We start from the raw sequence: 15660 nt of genomic DNA, 5'->3' as shown, positions 1-15660 counted from the left end.
GATGATAGATAAAAAGAAACTAAAATTTGAATTTTACAATCTAGCATTAGTAATCGGGGTTATTGGCATCTTATTGGTGCTATTTACACCTATACCTACGTGGCTTCTAGATTTTTTATTGCTTACAAATTTTGCGGCAGCATTGCTTATTTTATTATTGGCTTTAGATACAGAGAAGCCTTTAAGTTTTTCTACTTTTCCTTCTTTATTATTAATTACTACATTATTCCGTTTGGCTTTAAATATTTCATCAACCCGCCTTATTTTAGATCATGCTGATGCAGGGAAAGTTATTGCTGCTGTTGGTCACTATATGGTGGCAGGCAATTTAGTTGTTGGCTTTGTTGTTTTCTTTATTCTCGTTGTCGTTCAATATATTGTGATTACCAATGGTGCACAACGTGTTGCTGAGGTCGCTGCTCGTTTTACATTAGACTCGTTGCCAGGAAAGCAAATGAGTATTGATGCTGACCTAAATATGGGATTAATTGATTCTGAAGAAGCAAAACGTCGTAGACATCAGTTGGAACAGGAATCTAACTTTTATGGTGCTATGGACGGTGCTTCAAAATTTGTAAAAGGCGATGCGATTGCTGGTGTTGTTATTATTGTTATTAACATCATCGGAGGGCTATCCATTGGAATATGGCAACGTGGTATGGGCTGGTCAGAGGCTTTACAACATTATTCGCTACTGACGATAGGTGATGGCATTGTAACCCAGATCCCATCTTTAATAATTTCAGTTGCGGCTGGTATTATCATCACAAGAGCTGCAACAGATACTCGTTTGGGCGAAGCTTTGGGAAATCAGTTTTTTGCCTATCCACAAACGATTATGATCGTGGGCTTAACCCTGATGATAATGTTGTTTTTACCTGGTTTGCCAGTTATTCCTATTTTAATTTTATTACTCATTCTTTCAGCAGCCGTTTGGTATTCAATTAAATATAAGAAAAATGCCAAAGATTCTATGTCGAATACTGAGGATGAAAATCTTGATGAGTCTAATCAAGAGTCTAAAAAGTCAAATGACCTGAAGCCATCAGCATTTGAGTTAAAAATTAGCTCAAATTTAGAGTCTTATTTATTAGGTGAGTCAAAATCTCTTTATCAACGATACAATGGTTTACAAAAGCAACTCTCGCAAGATCTAGGTATTTTCTTACCGAAGCTATCTATTGTTGTGGATAAAAAATTACAAGAAAATCATTATCAAATTTTGATCTATAGTGCTGTTGTTGCAAGAGGAAGTGTAAATTATCTAAAGGTACTCGCAATAAACTCTGGTAATGCTGCCATGGATAGTATAGTGGGAGAGGAAACAAAAGAACCGACTTATGGTTTACCAGCTTTATGGATTGAAGAAAACCAAAAGCAACAAGCAAAAGCATTGGGTTTCACAATTGTAGATCCTGAAACGGTAATCGTGACTCATTTATCTGAAAATATTAAACGCTATCTCAGTGAATTTTTAACGCGAGCTGAAACTGAAAAGTTAATTCAATTGCATAAAGATAGTATGGGAACTTTATTGGATGAACTGATTCCAGCAGTTTTAACCTATTCAGATATTCAAAGAGTTTTGCAATTATTGCTTAAAGAACAAATCAGTATAAAAAATATAGAGAAAATTCTTGAGGTATTGGTTGATTTTGGTCGTGTAAATAAAGTTCCAGAAGAATTAGCTGAAAAAGTAAGAGAGCGCTTAGGATCGATTATTTATGAGCGTTTTCTTGACACTGAGGGGACATTGCAAGTCATGACGATTGCACCTGAGTTAGAAAGCCATATGCTCGCGATGGTGAGAGTGAATAATGAAAGCATGTTACCACCACAATATATCGATAAGTTTTTAAGAAGTGTCGTACAAGAAACAGAGAAACAACTCGCCAATAATGTACAACCTGTTTTATTATGCTCGCCTGCGCTTAGACGGCCTCTTAGAGCGATGATTTCTCGAGCTATTCCTCATGTTGAAGTTTTATCAATTGCTGAGTTGGGGCAGTTTATTCAAGTCTCTTCAGCAGGCATTATCTCAGTTCAAGACTTTCATTCAATGGAGGCGACTGTATGACCGATCCAATTATGCAGCTTGCGCATGTGATTCAGCAGGAATTCAATGCATTAAAAACAATTTCGCAGAATACTGCGAATATCAATACAGTTGGATATAGAAGTGAGAATGTCTTTAGTACGCTTACATCATCATCACCTACAAAAACATTTTCTGATTTAGGGCAAAGGCAAACAACATCTTACCTAAATTCAAATAATGGTTCATTTGTAGATACAAATAGAGAGCTTGATTTTGCTTTGTCAGGTAAAGGTTGGTTTGTCGTTGCGACAAATGATGGCTTTTCACTTACTCGAGATGGACATTTTCATGTTGATAAGAATGGTTCTTTGCTTACACGTCAAGGGTTATCAGTTTTAGGTGAAGGTGCAAAACCAATAGTTATTGCTGAAAAGAATTTGGAAACTTTAAAAGTTGATTCAAATGGTTATATTCATAATGCTGAAAATGATTCTGCTATAAATCAAATTTTAGTTGTTTATGCAGAAAGTGATGATGTTAAAGCTGAAGGAAATGCATTATATTCAGCATCAGCAGTAAAACAAGCTGATCAAAGCCAGTATCAGATTTTTCAAGGTAAATTGGAACAATCTAATGCTGTTATGAGTCAGGATATGGTTAAAATTATGGAATTATCCAGACATATTGAGAGTTTACAACGGGCAGTAAACACATATGATAATTTATTGGATAACGGCATAAATCAATTGGGGAAATAAAATGATTGATGCAATTAGTATTGCAAACTCAGGTTTGCTTGCTCAGCAAAAGTGGTTAGACACAATCTCTAGTAATATTTCGAATATGCAGACAATGGGCTATAAAAAAGAAACTGCACAGTTTGCCAATCTTGTTGCGATTAATAATAGTAATAATACTCTTTCAGAACAAGGTATTGGTGTGTCCTTGGCACAGACTTATACTGATTTTAAAAATGGTGATGTGCAAACAACAAACCAGCCATATGATTTTGCAATCCAAGGTAAGGGGTTTTTTGAGATTGAGCAGGCTGATGGAAGTTTAGCATATACAAGAGTTGGACAGTTTCATGTTAATGCAGATGGGCAACTTGCGTTGGCGGGTGGGCAAGCTTTAACTGCTGATATCCGCATACCGCCAGATGTTGAGCGAATTGTTTTAGCTGCTGATGGTACATTAAATGGAAAAGTCATTGGTACTGGTGAAGAAATAGAATTGGGTAAAATAGAACTCGTTCGCTTTGAAAATGATAGCCAATTGAAAAAACTTGGTAATGGTTTATATGCCGCTTCTCAGTCTAGTGGCGAACCAGAATATGGTGAGTTGCGTAAAGATGGAATGGGTGTTGTTCTACAAGGACATTTAGAAATGTCAAATGTAGATTTGGTCAGTGAAATATCAAATCTAATCATGGCACAAAGGGCATACCAGTTAAATGCAAGAGTGTTGCAAGCTGGAGATCAGATTATGGAAACGATTAATAACTTAAGACGCTAATATGCGTTTAATAGTATTGATGATATGTATTGTGCCATTAGTGCAAATACAAGTTAACGCATGTGAAGGCCTGACTCACCAGCAGTTTGTTGATATGGCAAATAATTTAGTACAGGAGCAGCTTGAAAAAGAAAGTACTTCTAGATTATTTCCTTTATTTGCTGCTTCAGATCATCGGTATTCGAAATTGAAGTTAGTCTCTTCTATTTATCAGCCTAGAGTTGGTTTTGAAGTTTTAGATTGTGATCCATTAACAATGGGTAATAAAATTAAGGTTATGTGGTTTCGACCTGAAATTAAGAAAATGGCTTGGGTTTTTAAACAAAATGCGAGCCGTAATCAGTCTCTTGATAGTGTTTTAGTTGAATATCAAGAGATTGATGTTATCAAAGAAAGAGTTAATAATACTGCGCTTGCCGTAGGTCCATTTAATGAAAATTTTTGGTTAACCCAATCTGTAAAGTTAAATGAGCCTGTTTTAAAGCGACATTTGAAAGAAACTCCTTGGATCTATAAAGATCAGCAGGTTCGGGTTTTGGCTGTTTCAGATGGAATTACGATCGAAACGATTGGGGTTGCTCAACAATTCGGGCAATATTTAGATAAAGTTAATGTACGCTTACTGAGTAATAATCAACTTGTAAGAACTACTGTTATTAAAAAAGGAACGGTTAGAATTGATTAATAAAACTCTTTTAATTGTATGCGTTTTATTGACGAGTCATACATTAGCTCAAACTAGTTTGATTAATACTGATAATTATCAAGCTTTAACGAGTGATAGACGAGCAGTAAATATTGGCGATATCTTGACTATTTTAGTGGCGGAGTCTACATCCGCAAAATCATCTGTTGGAACGAATGCAAAGAATAAAACGAATTTATCTTTTTCAGCAAGTACCTTGACTGCTAAAGCAGATGCTGGTTTAGGTCTAGAAGGTGGTGCGAGTGGAGAAGGTAATACATCTAGACAAGGTCAATTGAAAACTGTTGTTTCCGTACAAGTCAAAGAAAAGCTTCCTAACGGGTATTTGAGGGTTGAGGGGAGTCAAGAAGCCATTATTAATAACGATAAGCAACTTATTCAAATAAGTGGTTTTATTAGACCAGATGATATTAGTTATGATAATACTGTTTACTCATATCGTTTAGCTGATGCAAAGATTAAAATAAATGGTAAAGGTGTTGCTGATGACGCTCAAAAACTTAGTATTTTTTATAAGCTTTTTCATTGGTTAAGAATAATATGAAAAAACTATTGATTGGATTAATAGGTTTACTTTTTTTAAATCCATCTGCTATTGCGGCAGGAAATATGGTGAGATTGAAAGACTTAGTTCGTATTCAAGATGACCGAGAGCATGCGTTAATTGGTTATGGGCTTGTTGTTGGTTTGTCTCGCAGTGGTGATTCAGATCGGAATAGTACGACGAGACAAGCTTTAGTAAATACCTTAAAGCATTTCAATGTGAATATAAATGAGAGAGATCTTAATTCTAGAAATACAGCAGCAGTCATGATCACTGCAAAAATGCCTCCATTTAGTGAGGTTGGAGATAAATTTGACGTTGAGGTTTCTTCGATTGGTGATGCGAGAAGTTTACTAGGTGGAACTTTAATTTTAACCCCTCTTTATGGGCCAGATAATAAATTATATGCTTTAGCACAAGGTCCACTGGTTGTGGGAGGATATTCATTTGAAGTAAACGGAAATGCAGCCCAGAAAAATCATTCTACAGTGGGGCGTATTCCTAAAGGTGCATATTTGGAAAAAGCTGTTGAGAGTAATATTCCACAAGATAAATTAGTACTTGTTTTAAACCAACCAGATTACACGACTGCAAATCGGATTGCCCAAGTAATTTCTAAACAAGGTGCAAATGTTCGAGTTATACATGCAGGTAAAGTAGAGATTTCTGTTAGTCCATATGTACAAATTCCTAATTTGATTGCAAGTATTGAGCGTCTCGAGGTGGAACCTGATCAGATTGCAAAAATTGTGATTAATGAAAAAACCGGGACGATTGTGGCAGGAGCAAATGTACGAATTAGTGAAGTTAATATTTCACAAGGAAATTTAAATGTAAAAGTGGATACTGAGTATCTAGTTTCACAACCTACGTTTATTGGTCGTAATTACAATAATAATATTTCAACAGAAGTAGTTCCTCAAACTGATTTGAAAGTGACTGAAAATACTGCAAACTTTGTATCGCTACCTAAAGGTGCAACAGTTGCAAGTTTAGTTCAGACATTACAAAAAATTCGTTTAAGTACAAGAGATATCATCACCATTATTCAAGCAATTAAAGATGCAGGTGCTTTAAATGCTGACTTAGTAATTCAATAGGAAATATGTTCCATGAATGATATTGTAAGTATTAGTCAAACTCTTGTAAATGCGATGAATATACAAGACATGCGTGTAAAAGTCGCATCTATGAATGTAGCAAATCTTAATGTACCTGGCAGTAAAGGGGTGTTTTTTGATTATAAGCATTTGATGAAAGATGTATCCTTACAAAACTTAGCTTATAATCAAATTAGCATGAGCAAATACCAAAGTAATATTCCTCTGAGTTCAATCAAACTTGATGAACAGACATTTGAAGCAGTTACTGCGAGCGGTCGTTATCAAGGGATTGCAGAAATGCTCAACAGGAGTTATGGCTTGATGCAATTAGCTATACAGGGGAAAGAGTTCTAATGCAACTTTCAACGAATATGTCGATTCAAGATGTAATTGCTTTTGGTTTAAAACATGAAAAGGCTAGAGTAGAAGCAGCAAGTTATAATATTGCTATTGCAAATGTGGCTTTACCTCATAAAGATGCGAGCTCTGTTCTACAAGTTAAGACACATCCCAATTTTCTTAATGATATAAAGAACAATGTGTATTTGGATAATGTGGCAAATTTTAAAACGAGAAGTGCTTATGAGCCTAACCACCCATTAGCAGATAGTAAGGGAATGGTATTTTATCCTGAAATTAATACAGCAACAGAGATGGCAACATTAGTTTCTGCGAGCAGAGCATATGATGCCAATATTCGTATTTTTAATAGTATTAAAGATATGACAGCTAAGGCTTATGAAATTGGAAAATAACTAGATGCACACTCTAGATGCAATAAATTTTGACCCGACTATAAAGTTGCCAAAGTTAGATACTAAATCAAATCTATCAACAGCAACAAAAGACATCAGTTTTTTAGACATGCTTAATCGTAATGATGAGTTGTATAAAAGTGCAACTGAGAAAGCGATGAAGTATGCTGCTGGAGAAAATATACCTGTACATGATGTCATGGTATCCATGCAAAATGCAAAGTTGTCATTTCAATTCGCTGTTCAAGTTAGAAATAAGCTAGTTGAGAGTTATCAAGAAATTACACGTATGCAAATCTAAGCAGCTAGTTAGAGTAAGAGAAAGAATGAATTTTTGGGGTAGAAAGTCTGCTTTTTTTATAAGTGGAATTATTATTGTAATTCTTGGATTCATTGGCGCATGTTGGTGGTTTTTAAAGCCAACTTATGTACCTTTGCTACAACAGGAAAATAAGGATATTCAAGCAAGTGTAATCAATATATTAGATGCTTCGAATATTCCTTACTCAATTAAGAACAATATTGTTGAAGTCGAGGAAGGTAAAGTTGGCGATGCAAAGATTGCACTAGATAAAGGTGGCTTAAGTAACCCTGAGACAGTTGGATTTGAGCTCTTTAATGAGACTGATTATGGGATGTCAGATTTTGCACAGAAAATTAATTTTCAGCGCGCATTGGAAGGAGAGCTAGCTAGATCTATTATGTCTATGGAAGGTATAAAGTATGCACGTGTGCATCTCACGCCTGAAAAAGATACGATATATGAAGTAGATAAAGCAACGGCTAAAGCATCTGTTGTTATTGAAACCAAAAATAGCTATCAATTGAATAAAGATACTGTTGAAGGCATTCAAAATTTAGTTTCCTCAGCAGTGAGTGGCTTAGAATCTAAAAGCGTAGTGTTATTGAATGGCAGTGGAGAAATTGTCAGTAATAATTTAAACAATTCCGCTAGTGCATTTAAGCGATCTGAAGATGTAGAGTCAAAAATTGAAGCTAAAGTGAGAAGTATATTATTTCAATCTTTTAATATTAGTAAAGTCAGCGTTTCTGCCAATGTACAAGTGAATTTTGATAAGAGAAAAGTTACTAGTGAAAAGCCAATACTTTCTGATGCTGGAATTCTATTTTTAAATAAAAAAGAGTCATCTTCTACTACTTTAAATGGCGGAAATGTTAGTACTTCGCAGAAAGATAATAGCAAAGATAATGAGTATGCTGTAGGGAAGGAAACTTCTGAGATCGAATATGCTGCTGGTAAAATTAGTAAGATAAGTGTTGGCATTGTTGTGCCTAGCACATTAAGTTTTGTGCAGCTGCAAAATATTCAACAAGTACTAGAAGTTGGGTTGGGTATTGATAAAAAGCGTGGTGACAACCTCGTACTTGTAAGTAGTATGCTTGAACCTGAACCTACAGAGCTTAAACCTGAGCAGATACAGCCAACTGATGTTCCAAATAATATTGTTGCACCGCCTAATTCTTCGTTTTTGAGTCCTTTTTATATTGCTTTGATCGTTTCTTTGTTTTTGATCCTTATATTCATAAGCTTTAAAGTAATTGGAAGGAAAAAAAATTTAAGACCAGAGATTGATCAAATTTCTTTATCTGAAGAAGAACGCGAGCAGGTTATCGTAAATTTAAAATATTGGTTAGGTAAAGATGGATTTAAATGAATCAACTTTACGAAGTTGGGTACTAAAGTTTTATAGCTTAAGTAGGCACGAACAGGAAAAAATTAAGACAAGCTTATCTATGTCTGAAAGACAAAGATTGGATGAATTACTGGTCCAGATTGATGCACTTGGTCTTGGGATAAACTCAGTCATTATCGATGAAGTAGTGGATTATGATTTGAAGAGTAAGGATTTATCTTTGGAGCTCCTAGATAGACTAGTAGGTAATATATCTCCATTCTGGTATGTTTTAGTTAGCAATAAATTATTGTCTGATGTCTCTTTAGCTAAAAAGCCTGCTTATTTTGAAGAGTTTGTCCGTTATAGAAAAGATCTCAAAGATGCTGTATTGGCACCCCAAATGCAGGCCACTTTAGATATGTATTTCTATGAGAGGGTTGTTCATGAGTATGAAAAATAAAGAATCTTCTGGATTATTAAGGGCAATACATAAGAGTGCAGATACTGTTACGTTAGGATATGTGTCAGCAGAGAATATCCTATCTGAACAAGAGCAGTCTTCTACTTTACTAAATACTGACCATGTACAAGAGAACTTATCTAAAGAAAGTAAAAAAGATAGTTTGATTGAAAAGGATGTGGCTTATTTAAGAGAGCAGTATGAGCTTGAATATAAAAAATCACTCGAAGTTGAGAAATTGAAGTTAAAAAGGCTCCATGATCAACAACTAGAATTATTAGAAAATCGGTTCAAAGAAAAGATAGATACTTTAAATAATTGTATAACTGAGTTTGATCGAAGTCTAAAAAAAATAAATACTTCAATTGAAAAAATTTCGATAAAAGTTATAGATAGTATCCTGGAGAAAATGGTTTTTAGTTTATCTGGGCATGAGCAGGTTATTATTGAACTTATAAAAAAAGCGATTTATCAGCATCGTTTAGATCAAGGGTTTACTTTAAAAGTATCTTTAACAGATTTTGACATGATCAAAAGAATTGTTGATGAGAATGATGTTTTAAATGATTATTCTGTTCAAGTTTCTAAGGATAGCAGTTTGAATGTAGGTCAAGTTCTTATTGAGCTAAATAGTTCTATTGTTGATATTAGCTTTAGTCAACAAATTAATAGTGTTAGGCAATTATTAAATGACTAGTCATGTGGATGATATTGTTAGTTCAATTTTGAAAAAACTCGAAGTATCTTCCTTTAGCCAGCTTATTGGTAGAATTAAGGAAATTAGTGGTGTAAGTATTGAGGCAACTGGTTTAAATGTAAGTATCGGCGAGGTTGTTCTTATTATTAGTAATGACAATTCTGTTGAGATGTTTGCTGAAGTGATTTCTGTAAATGATAGCTTCTTTACATTAATGCCTTTTGGTGATATTCATGGACTTAGCTTAGATTGCAAAGTTGTCTCTTCTGCTAAATCTATTCAAATTCCGGTGAGTCTAGATCTTCGTGGAAGAGTTTTTGATGCGTTAGGTCAACCTATTGATGGGAAAAAGCTACCAGAATCTATTGAATATTTGTCAAAAAACCTAACACCAATTAATCCATTGCAACGTACACCTATCACACAAAAATTAAATACTGGTATAAAAGCAATAGATTTATTTACGCCGATTGGGATTGGGCAACGTATTGGAATTTTTGCTGGTAGTGGTGTTGGTAAAAGTACTTTATTAGGTATGTTATGTAAGTATGCCACTGCTGATGTCATTGTTGTTGCTCTAATTGGAGAAAGAGGGCGTGAAGTAACAGATTTTCTTTCAAATGTTTTGGGAGAAAAGGGATTAAAAAGATCCATTGTTTATGTTGCTACAGCAGAGCAGCCAGCTGTTTTTCGAAGATTCATCGCATATACAGCTACAACAGTGGCTGATTGGTATAGAGCTAAAGGCTTTAATGTCTTATTGGTTATGGATTCGATTACAAGATTTGCTTATGCACAACGAGAAATTGGTTTAGCTGCTTCAGAGCCAACAGGCTTAAGAGGATATCCTGCTTCAGTCTTTTCGCAGCTTCCGCCATTAGTTGAGAGAGGAGGAGCATTGATAGGGCAAGGTGCCATTACGGCGATTTATACCATCCTTGTTGAAGGTGATGACTATAATGAACCCATATCAGATCATATGCGATCGATATTAGATGGACACATTATGCTAGATCGTGCTTTAGCGGATAAAGGACATTTTCCTTCTATAAATGTATTAAAAAGTATTAGTCGTCTTTCAAATGTATTACACACCAAGGAACAGAAAAATGTAATTAGCCAACTTAAACAGTATTTGGCTGTATATGAAGAGTTCTCTGATATGATTCAGCTTGGAGCTTATCAAACTGGGCAAAATAGATTGTTAGATAGTATTATAAAAAATAAGCCAAAAATCGATGCTATGCTAGTTCAATTCGAAAGTGAAATTATGATGAGTGAAAATATTTGGGTAAGTGCAAAAAATATTATAGGTGAAATTGATACTGTGGATGAATAAACATGGTAATTGATTTTTTAAAGAAAAAAAAATCAGTAGCGAGCTACTTTAAGTTTCAATATATGGTTTTACAGAATGAAGTAAATATTTTAAAAGTGAAAAGCCAGAAAGCTGAAGATTCGGCCGAAAAAAGTAGGAAAGAATATTTGTCCGTAGTAAAAGATATTTCTGAACTACAGAGTTCTTTTGGCTTTTCGTTAGGGAACAAAACATATGATGATGGTCTGATTGTAATTGATGTGAAATATAATGAATTTATATCAAATCAAAATATTAGTGAGGAGCTCAAAAAAGAGCTTCACGAAAAAATGCATCTATTAGTATTGCAGAAAAGAAAGATTGATCATTTGAATGATATTATCAAGGAGCATCATTTTTTTGAACTTCAGAATAATTTAGGTGAGTAAACTGACATGGAAAACATCAAAGTAGATCATCTTGCTAGGACTGTTTACGATAATAAAGAAGAACTTGAGAATAAGTTTAAAAAGCAAGAGTCCAATACTGGGGGAAGTTTTTTAAATGATATAAAACAAAAAGATATCAAAGAAATTGATGGAAAAAATGTATTGATAAAAAAGGATTTTAAACATCAGAGTTCAAAAATGAATGATTTTGTCGAATTGTATGAATTGAAAAGCATTGCTACAAATCATTTATCCTATTTGGATCATGTAAGAAATATTCAGTTTGAGGTGCCAGATTACTTATTGACAATCGAATGTCTGAAAAATTATGGAGTAACTTTAGAAAACAAAGCAGAACAACTGATCACCAAAGATGGAAAAATAGAAAACAATAAGCAATATTTTGACTTTTTTCCTAAAAGTAATTCTAAAATTGATCAGAATTTTTCAATAGACTTGCCGACAGAGTCTAGAGTGCTCACATGTATTCCATCTGAAGTTTTAAAAAAACATATATTAATTACTAAATCAGAACTATTTGTTAGAGATTTTCATGGCAATCAGCATGATTTGTTGGAAAATATTAAAAGACAATTGCCCGATAGTATTGATAGAATATGGTTGAATGGTAAAATGGTCTGGTCCAAAACTTAGTGGAATTCACATGGCTATAGATGCTCTCGGGAATAGTTTAGGTTCTGCTGCTAGTGAAGTGAGCAGAAGTAATTTAAGCCAAAATGATTTTATTAAGCTATTTATGACGGAGTTAACATTTCAGGATCCATTAGAACCGATCAATAATAGAGAGTTCCTTGCTCAAATGGCTCAATTTACCAATTTAGAACAAGCTAGGCTCACAAACGAAAACATTAGTAATTTGGTTTCTATTAATGCCACTTTGCAGTCACTGGGAATTATTGGAAAGCAAGTAGAAATTGTAACTGATAGCGGCACGAATGTGACAGGTACAGTGTCTGCAGTTAATTTTTCTCCAGATGGTTCTTTAATAAATATAAAGCAAGCTGATGGTAGCTTTCTGACTAATATTAAATTATCTCAAATTAAAACAGTAAGGTAATAAAAATGACACAGGCACATTTTAATGGTGTAAGTGGTTTAATTGCATTTTCTACTCAGCTGAATAATGTTTCGCAAAATATTAGTAATATGAACACCCCAGGCTATAAGGGGAAAGATAGTTTTTTAAAAGATGTTGAAAGTAATAATGGTAATGGTCTTGGAGTCAGTTATCAAGGTACTGGAACACGTACAAAAAATGGTGATTCAAAACAAACCGGTAATCAAACTGACTTATATATTAATGGTAAAGGCTATTTTATATTAAAGGATTCTAAACAAGAAATTTTCTATACGCGTGCTGGCCAATTTAAATTTGATGAGAAAGGTGATTTAGTCGATCAATCTGGTATGTATAATGTTATGGGGTTTAATGGTAACAAACTGGAAGTGATAAACATAAAGAATTATCAGTCTTTGCCGCCTACACAAACAACTACACTAGACATAAACGGTACTCTGAGTTCAGCTGAAACAGCACCTTATAAGTTAAGTAATGTAAATATTTATGATGCTACAGGAACATTGCGTAAGTTATCGATCAATTTTGAAAAACAATCAAATAATTCAGCGGTAGGCAGTAAATGGTCTTATACAATTATTGATGAAAAAAATAAAACACTAAATACTGGCGTAATTAATTTTACTTTAGCGGGTACGGTACTCGACCAGTTCCTCGATATCGAATTAAATTTTGATGAAGGTAAGCAAAATTTAAAGCTTGATATAGGGGGAATTAGTGTTGTTTCCGCAGGAAGTAGTAGCATACAAGCCAATGCAACTGATGGTGGTCCAAGAGCGGGGATTGTCGGTTATAGTTTTGGCGAAGACGGTATTTTAGAAATAAGTTATAACAATGGTCAAAAGAAAAAAACAACTCAGGCTGTTGGTTTAGCAAGTTTTTCTGATGAGACAAAACTCAGTCAAGATCAAAATGCCTTATTACATAAACCAGAAAGTGTCAAAGTTAGTTATAGTAAGCCTGATTCTGGATATTTTGGAAAAATACAAGGTGGGTATATTGAGCTTGCGAATATCGACTTAGCCCAAGAATTTGGTAATATTCTGATCATTCAAAGGGGCTACCAAGCGAGTTCACGGGTTATGAATGTTGCGAATGAAATGTTAGAACAACTTTATAATTCTTCTCGCGGTGGATAGTTGATGAAATATGGTTTAGGTTTTCTTACGAAAAAAGAAAAAAGCCAACTAATAGCAATTATTAGTCGATCAATGATTAAGTGGTATGAGGAATGGATAAGTTCAGATATTGTACCAGATATACAGCTTGAGGAATGCTCTGATGCTTCTCATGAGTTATTAAATTTTGATTTTTATTGTTTAGATGATAATAAACCTATTGTCGGTTTTCTAAAAAATGATAATGATATCTGGATTAATATATTGTTTGAAAATATTAAGAATATAGTTCCTAATGATAGTGTAACTGCATTCTTAATCGAGAGGGCTAAAAGAGATTTACTTGCTAAGTTTTATACTAATAGTGGTTTAAAAGAATTTGGTAGTAATCTAGTTGCGATGAATGATGTTGTCTTTTGCGGTACTCCAATTATTGCTTATGTTCGATTAGGTACAAAAAGCTTTAAATTATTATTGGATTCTGGGTTTCTGAATAATAAGGATGAAATAAGCTTATCCAAAACTTCTTTATCTCAAAAATCTTTTGATAGTGAAGTTGTAGTCATACAAACTAAATTTATATTAGATAAATTATCTGTTTCAGATTTTGTTGATATACAAGTTGGTGACGTTATTAAATCAAATCATCGTATTGCTCAACCTTTTAGCGTATTTTGTAGGGATAATCAAATTGCTTTAGCCGCTTTGGGTCAAACAGAAAATCACCGAGCAATTCTATTAACATCGAATCATGAGATTAAAAAGTGACTACTCAAATCAATGAAATTAATTTACCAAGTTTGCGGGAAGCTATTGATAGCAATTCTCCCAATTTAATTGATAAGCTAGCAGTTGTAGAACAAGTTGAAGTTGAGCTTATAGTGGAGGTCGGTTCAGCAAAACTAACAATTGGTGAGTTATTAAGTTTAAAACAAGGTAGTCTAGTTAAGTTGGATCAATCTATTGATGAACCTTTAAAATTGTACTTAAAAGATCATTTAGTTGGATATGGTAAATTAGTCGCTGTGGATGATGTACTTGGATTCCAAATTACACAATTAAATCAACATAGTGCTTAAAAAATGAATTTTAAGCAAGATGAGTTAATTTCTTCTGGGTATATTTTTTATACTTTAGGTATCACTGTAGTTTTATTGATAGCGGCTTATTTTATATTATTTTTTTTTAAAAAGAATCTTATTTCTAAATTTTCTCGACAACTAAAAAATGTTGAGGAATATAAAATAATTAGGCTGTCCTCTAAAGTTACTTTATATATTATTGATAAAAATGATTATGACCTAGTTGTAGTTGAGTCAAGTCAGAATGTTTCCGTTACACATATACCGAAGTGTAATGGTAGTGAACTATCTAGTGATAGGCAAAGTTGTAATGAGCCATAAAACATTCATTAAAATCTTGATCGCTTTGTTTAGCGTAAGTATTAGCTTTAATTGCTTTGCAGCAATAGAGCAGCCACAACAAAGCAATATCATGAGTATGTTGAATCCAACGTCAACATTTGTTTCTTTAACGGTATTAAGTCTAATACCGTTAATTTTGATAGCAACGACGACATTTGTTAGAAATGTAATAGTCTTGTCAATTATGCGACAAGCATTAGGCCTACAACAGACTCCACCAAATATTGTACTTATTTTACTTTCTTTTTTTTTAGTAATGATTGTTATGGGGCCCACATTTGAAGTCATTAATCAGGTTGCATTTCAGCCATATTTAGAGAATAAAATTACAATACAAGATTTTTTTATTAAGGCTTGGGAACCTCTGAAAAATTTTATGATTACTCAGACACATCAATCTGATATCAAGTTGATTTATGAGTTATCAAAGACATCTTTGCCTGTTGATAGTGCTAGTATTACACCAATTAAATTAATACCAGCTTTCATGTTAAGTGAATTAAAAATAGCTTTTCAAATTGGTTTCGTTATCTTACTTCCTTTTTTAGTAATCGATATTATTGTTGCTTCTATTTTGATGTCTTTAGGCATGATCATGGTTCCACCAATAACGATATCCTTACCAATAAAATTATTACTATTCCTTTTAATTGATGGATGGAGCTTATTGTTTGAGGTATTAATAAGAAGTGCTAACTGATTTTACAAACCCTTAATTACTGATTATAATTTTTTTATGATGCAAATGTGAATATTATTAGAGTATCACCGCTTCTGCTAAATATCTTAAAGGGAATCAGATGCATAGTCTGATTCCC

At 33.6% G+C, this 15660-nt stretch carries 21 protein-coding genes; all 21 read left to right on the top strand.

Translation table 11 applies throughout. The features are described from left to right. The first annotated feature begins 1 nt into the window (after position 1). Genes NDN11_RS11760 through fliP form a run of 21 tightly spaced genes read left to right on the top strand, consistent with a single transcriptional unit; the run spans position 2 to position 15542 of the window. Entirely contained in the window at positions 2-2077 is a 2076-nt protein-coding gene (locus tag NDN11_RS11760; RefSeq protein WP_251109743.1) for a flagellar biosynthesis protein FlhA, read from the top strand. After that, a complete protein-coding gene (locus NDN11_RS11755) occupies positions 2074-2796 on the top strand; it encodes a flagellar hook-basal body complex protein (RefSeq protein WP_251109742.1) in 723 nt (240 codons plus the stop codon). The genes NDN11_RS11760 and NDN11_RS11755 overlap by 4 nt, the downstream gene beginning before the upstream one ends. Position 2797: 1 nt before the next feature. Further along, on the top strand, positions 2798-3553 hold the full coding sequence (locus NDN11_RS11750; protein ID WP_251109741.1) for a flagellar hook-basal body protein: 756 nt from the start codon (positions 2798-2800) through the stop codon (positions 3551-3553). Between the two features lies 1 nt (position 3554). Then, on the top strand, positions 3555-4238 hold the full coding sequence (locus tag NDN11_RS11745) for a flagella basal body P-ring formation protein FlgA (protein WP_251109740.1): 684 nt from the start codon (positions 3555-3557) through the stop codon (positions 4236-4238). Continuing rightward, on the top strand, positions 4231-4803 hold the full coding sequence (locus NDN11_RS11740) for a flagellar basal body L-ring protein FlgH (RefSeq protein WP_251109739.1): 573 nt from the start codon (positions 4231-4233) through the stop codon (positions 4801-4803). Before NDN11_RS11745 ends, NDN11_RS11740 begins: the two co-directional genes overlap by 8 nt. After that, the gene (locus NDN11_RS11735) at positions 4800-5903 is read left to right on the top strand and encodes a flagellar basal body P-ring protein FlgI (protein WP_251109738.1); all 1104 of its coding nucleotides are present in this window, start codon (positions 4800-4802) and stop codon (positions 5901-5903) included. The genes NDN11_RS11740 and NDN11_RS11735 overlap by 4 nt, the downstream gene beginning before the upstream one ends. 12 nt (positions 5904-5915) lie before the next feature. Further along, positions 5916-6260 (top strand): flagellar basal body protein, encoded by a 345-nt coding sequence (locus NDN11_RS11730; protein WP_251109737.1) that lies wholly within the window; start codon positions 5916-5918, stop codon positions 6258-6260. Beyond that, entirely contained in the window at positions 6260-6661 is a 402-nt protein-coding gene (locus NDN11_RS11725) for a flagellar basal body rod protein FlgC (protein WP_005187051.1), read from the top strand. Before NDN11_RS11730 ends, NDN11_RS11725 begins: the two co-directional genes overlap by 1 nt. A gap of 4 nt (positions 6662-6665) precedes the next feature. Beyond that, the gene (gene fliE, locus NDN11_RS11720) at positions 6666-6962 is read left to right on the top strand and encodes a flagellar hook-basal body complex protein FliE (RefSeq protein ID WP_005187054.1); all 297 of its coding nucleotides are present in this window, start codon (positions 6666-6668) and stop codon (positions 6960-6962) included. Between the two features lie 25 nt (positions 6963-6987). Next, a complete protein-coding gene (fliF, locus tag NDN11_RS11715) occupies positions 6988-8337 on the top strand; it encodes a flagellar basal-body MS-ring/collar protein FliF (protein WP_251109736.1) in 1350 nt (449 codons plus the stop codon). After that, positions 8324-8758: a hypothetical protein gene (locus NDN11_RS11710; RefSeq protein WP_251109735.1), complete on the top strand. Its 435-nt coding sequence runs from the start codon at positions 8324-8326 to the stop codon at positions 8756-8758. The genes fliF and NDN11_RS11710 overlap by 14 nt, the downstream gene beginning before the upstream one ends. Continuing rightward, positions 8742-9455 carry a FliH/SctL family protein gene (locus NDN11_RS11705; protein ID WP_251109734.1) on the top strand — a complete coding sequence of 238 codons (714 nt, stop codon included), beginning with the start codon at positions 8742-8744 and terminating at the stop codon, positions 9453-9455. Before NDN11_RS11710 ends, NDN11_RS11705 begins: the two co-directional genes overlap by 17 nt. Continuing rightward, entirely contained in the window at positions 9448-10794 is a 1347-nt protein-coding gene (locus NDN11_RS11700; RefSeq protein WP_251109733.1) for a FliI/YscN family ATPase, read from the top strand. Before NDN11_RS11705 ends, NDN11_RS11700 begins: the two co-directional genes overlap by 8 nt. Positions 10795-10796: 2 nt before the next feature. Beyond that, positions 10797-11201 (top strand): hypothetical protein, encoded by a 405-nt coding sequence (locus tag NDN11_RS11695; protein WP_005187077.1) that lies wholly within the window; start codon positions 10797-10799, stop codon positions 11199-11201. Between the two features lie 6 nt (positions 11202-11207). Then, on the top strand, positions 11208-11855 hold the full coding sequence (locus tag NDN11_RS11690) for a hypothetical protein (RefSeq protein ID WP_251109732.1): 648 nt from the start codon (positions 11208-11210) through the stop codon (positions 11853-11855). 10 nt (positions 11856-11865) lie between these two features. Then, entirely contained in the window at positions 11866-12279 is a 414-nt protein-coding gene (locus NDN11_RS11685; protein ID WP_005187082.1) for a flagellar hook capping FlgD N-terminal domain-containing protein, read from the top strand. Positions 12280-12284: 5 nt separating this feature from the next. Next, a complete protein-coding gene (locus NDN11_RS11680; protein WP_251109731.1) occupies positions 12285-13439 on the top strand; it encodes a flagellar hook-basal body complex protein in 1155 nt (384 codons plus the stop codon). A gap of 3 nt (positions 13440-13442) precedes the next feature. Beyond that, a complete protein-coding gene (locus NDN11_RS11675; RefSeq protein WP_251109730.1) occupies positions 13443-14186 on the top strand; it encodes a FliM/FliN family flagellar motor C-terminal domain-containing protein in 744 nt (247 codons plus the stop codon). After that, positions 14183-14497: a FliM/FliN family flagellar motor switch protein gene (locus NDN11_RS11670; RefSeq protein ID WP_251109729.1), complete on the top strand. Its 315-nt coding sequence runs from the start codon at positions 14183-14185 to the stop codon at positions 14495-14497. The genes NDN11_RS11675 and NDN11_RS11670 overlap by 4 nt, the downstream gene beginning before the upstream one ends. A 3-nt stretch (positions 14498-14500) precedes the next feature. Then, positions 14501-14821, top strand: coding sequence for a hypothetical protein (locus NDN11_RS11665; RefSeq protein ID WP_251109728.1), 321 nt, complete (start codon positions 14501-14503; stop codon positions 14819-14821). Next, positions 14811-15542, top strand: coding sequence for a flagellar type III secretion system pore protein FliP (gene fliP, locus NDN11_RS11660; protein WP_251109727.1), 732 nt, complete (start codon positions 14811-14813; stop codon positions 15540-15542). The genes NDN11_RS11665 and fliP overlap by 11 nt, the downstream gene beginning before the upstream one ends. The last annotated feature ends 118 nt before the right edge of the window (positions 15543-15660 follow it).

This window comes from Acinetobacter sp. C26M (genome assembly GCF_023702675.1).
GTDB lineage: Bacteria > Pseudomonadota > Gammaproteobacteria > Pseudomonadales > Moraxellaceae > Acinetobacter.
This window is presented reverse-complemented; position numbering and strand designations above follow the sequence as displayed.

Excerpts from the sequence above, each read along its gene's own strand:
- NDN11_RS11690 (WP_251109732.1), top strand. The coding sequence starts at position 11,208 with ATGGAAAACATCAAAGTAGATCATCTTGCTAGGACTGTTTACGATAAT.
- fliP (WP_251109727.1), top strand. The coding sequence starts at position 14,811 with ATGAGCCATAAAACATTCATTAAAATCTTGATCGCTTTGTTTAGCGTA.
- NDN11_RS11700 (WP_251109733.1), top strand. The coding sequence starts at position 9,448 with ATGACTAGTCATGTGGATGATATTGTTAGTTCAATTTTGAAAAAACTC.
- NDN11_RS11675 (WP_251109730.1), top strand. The coding sequence starts at position 13,443 with ATGAAATATGGTTTAGGTTTTCTTACGAAAAAAGAAAAAAGCCAACTA.
- NDN11_RS11760 (WP_251109743.1), top strand. The coding sequence starts at position 2 with ATGATAGATAAAAAGAAACTAAAATTTGAATTTTACAATCTAGCATTA.
- NDN11_RS11755 (WP_251109742.1), top strand. The coding sequence starts at position 2,074 with ATGACCGATCCAATTATGCAGCTTGCGCATGTGATTCAGCAGGAATTC.
- NDN11_RS11750 (WP_251109741.1), top strand. The coding sequence starts at position 2,798 with ATGATTGATGCAATTAGTATTGCAAACTCAGGTTTGCTTGCTCAGCAA.
- NDN11_RS11725 (WP_005187051.1), top strand. The coding sequence starts at position 6,260 with ATGCAACTTTCAACGAATATGTCGATTCAAGATGTAATTGCTTTTGGT.
- NDN11_RS11710 (WP_251109735.1), top strand. The coding sequence starts at position 8,324 with ATGGATTTAAATGAATCAACTTTACGAAGTTGGGTACTAAAGTTTTAT.
- NDN11_RS11745 (WP_251109740.1), top strand. The coding sequence starts at position 3,555 with ATGCGTTTAATAGTATTGATGATATGTATTGTGCCATTAGTGCAAATA.
- fliE (WP_005187054.1), top strand. The coding sequence starts at position 6,666 with ATGCACACTCTAGATGCAATAAATTTTGACCCGACTATAAAGTTGCCA.
- fliF (WP_251109736.1), top strand. The coding sequence starts at position 6,988 with ATGAATTTTTGGGGTAGAAAGTCTGCTTTTTTTATAAGTGGAATTATT.
- NDN11_RS11705 (WP_251109734.1), top strand. The coding sequence starts at position 8,742 with ATGAGTATGAAAAATAAAGAATCTTCTGGATTATTAAGGGCAATACAT.
- NDN11_RS11695 (WP_005187077.1), top strand. The coding sequence starts at position 10,797 with ATGGTAATTGATTTTTTAAAGAAAAAAAAATCAGTAGCGAGCTACTTT.
- NDN11_RS11730 (WP_251109737.1), top strand. The coding sequence starts at position 5,916 with ATGAATGATATTGTAAGTATTAGTCAAACTCTTGTAAATGCGATGAAT.
- NDN11_RS11680 (WP_251109731.1), top strand. The coding sequence starts at position 12,285 with ATGACACAGGCACATTTTAATGGTGTAAGTGGTTTAATTGCATTTTCT.
- NDN11_RS11665 (WP_251109728.1), top strand. The coding sequence starts at position 14,501 with ATGAATTTTAAGCAAGATGAGTTAATTTCTTCTGGGTATATTTTTTAT.
- NDN11_RS11735 (WP_251109738.1), top strand. The coding sequence starts at position 4,800 with ATGAAAAAACTATTGATTGGATTAATAGGTTTACTTTTTTTAAATCCA.
- NDN11_RS11685 (WP_005187082.1), top strand. The coding sequence starts at position 11,866 with ATGGCTATAGATGCTCTCGGGAATAGTTTAGGTTCTGCTGCTAGTGAA.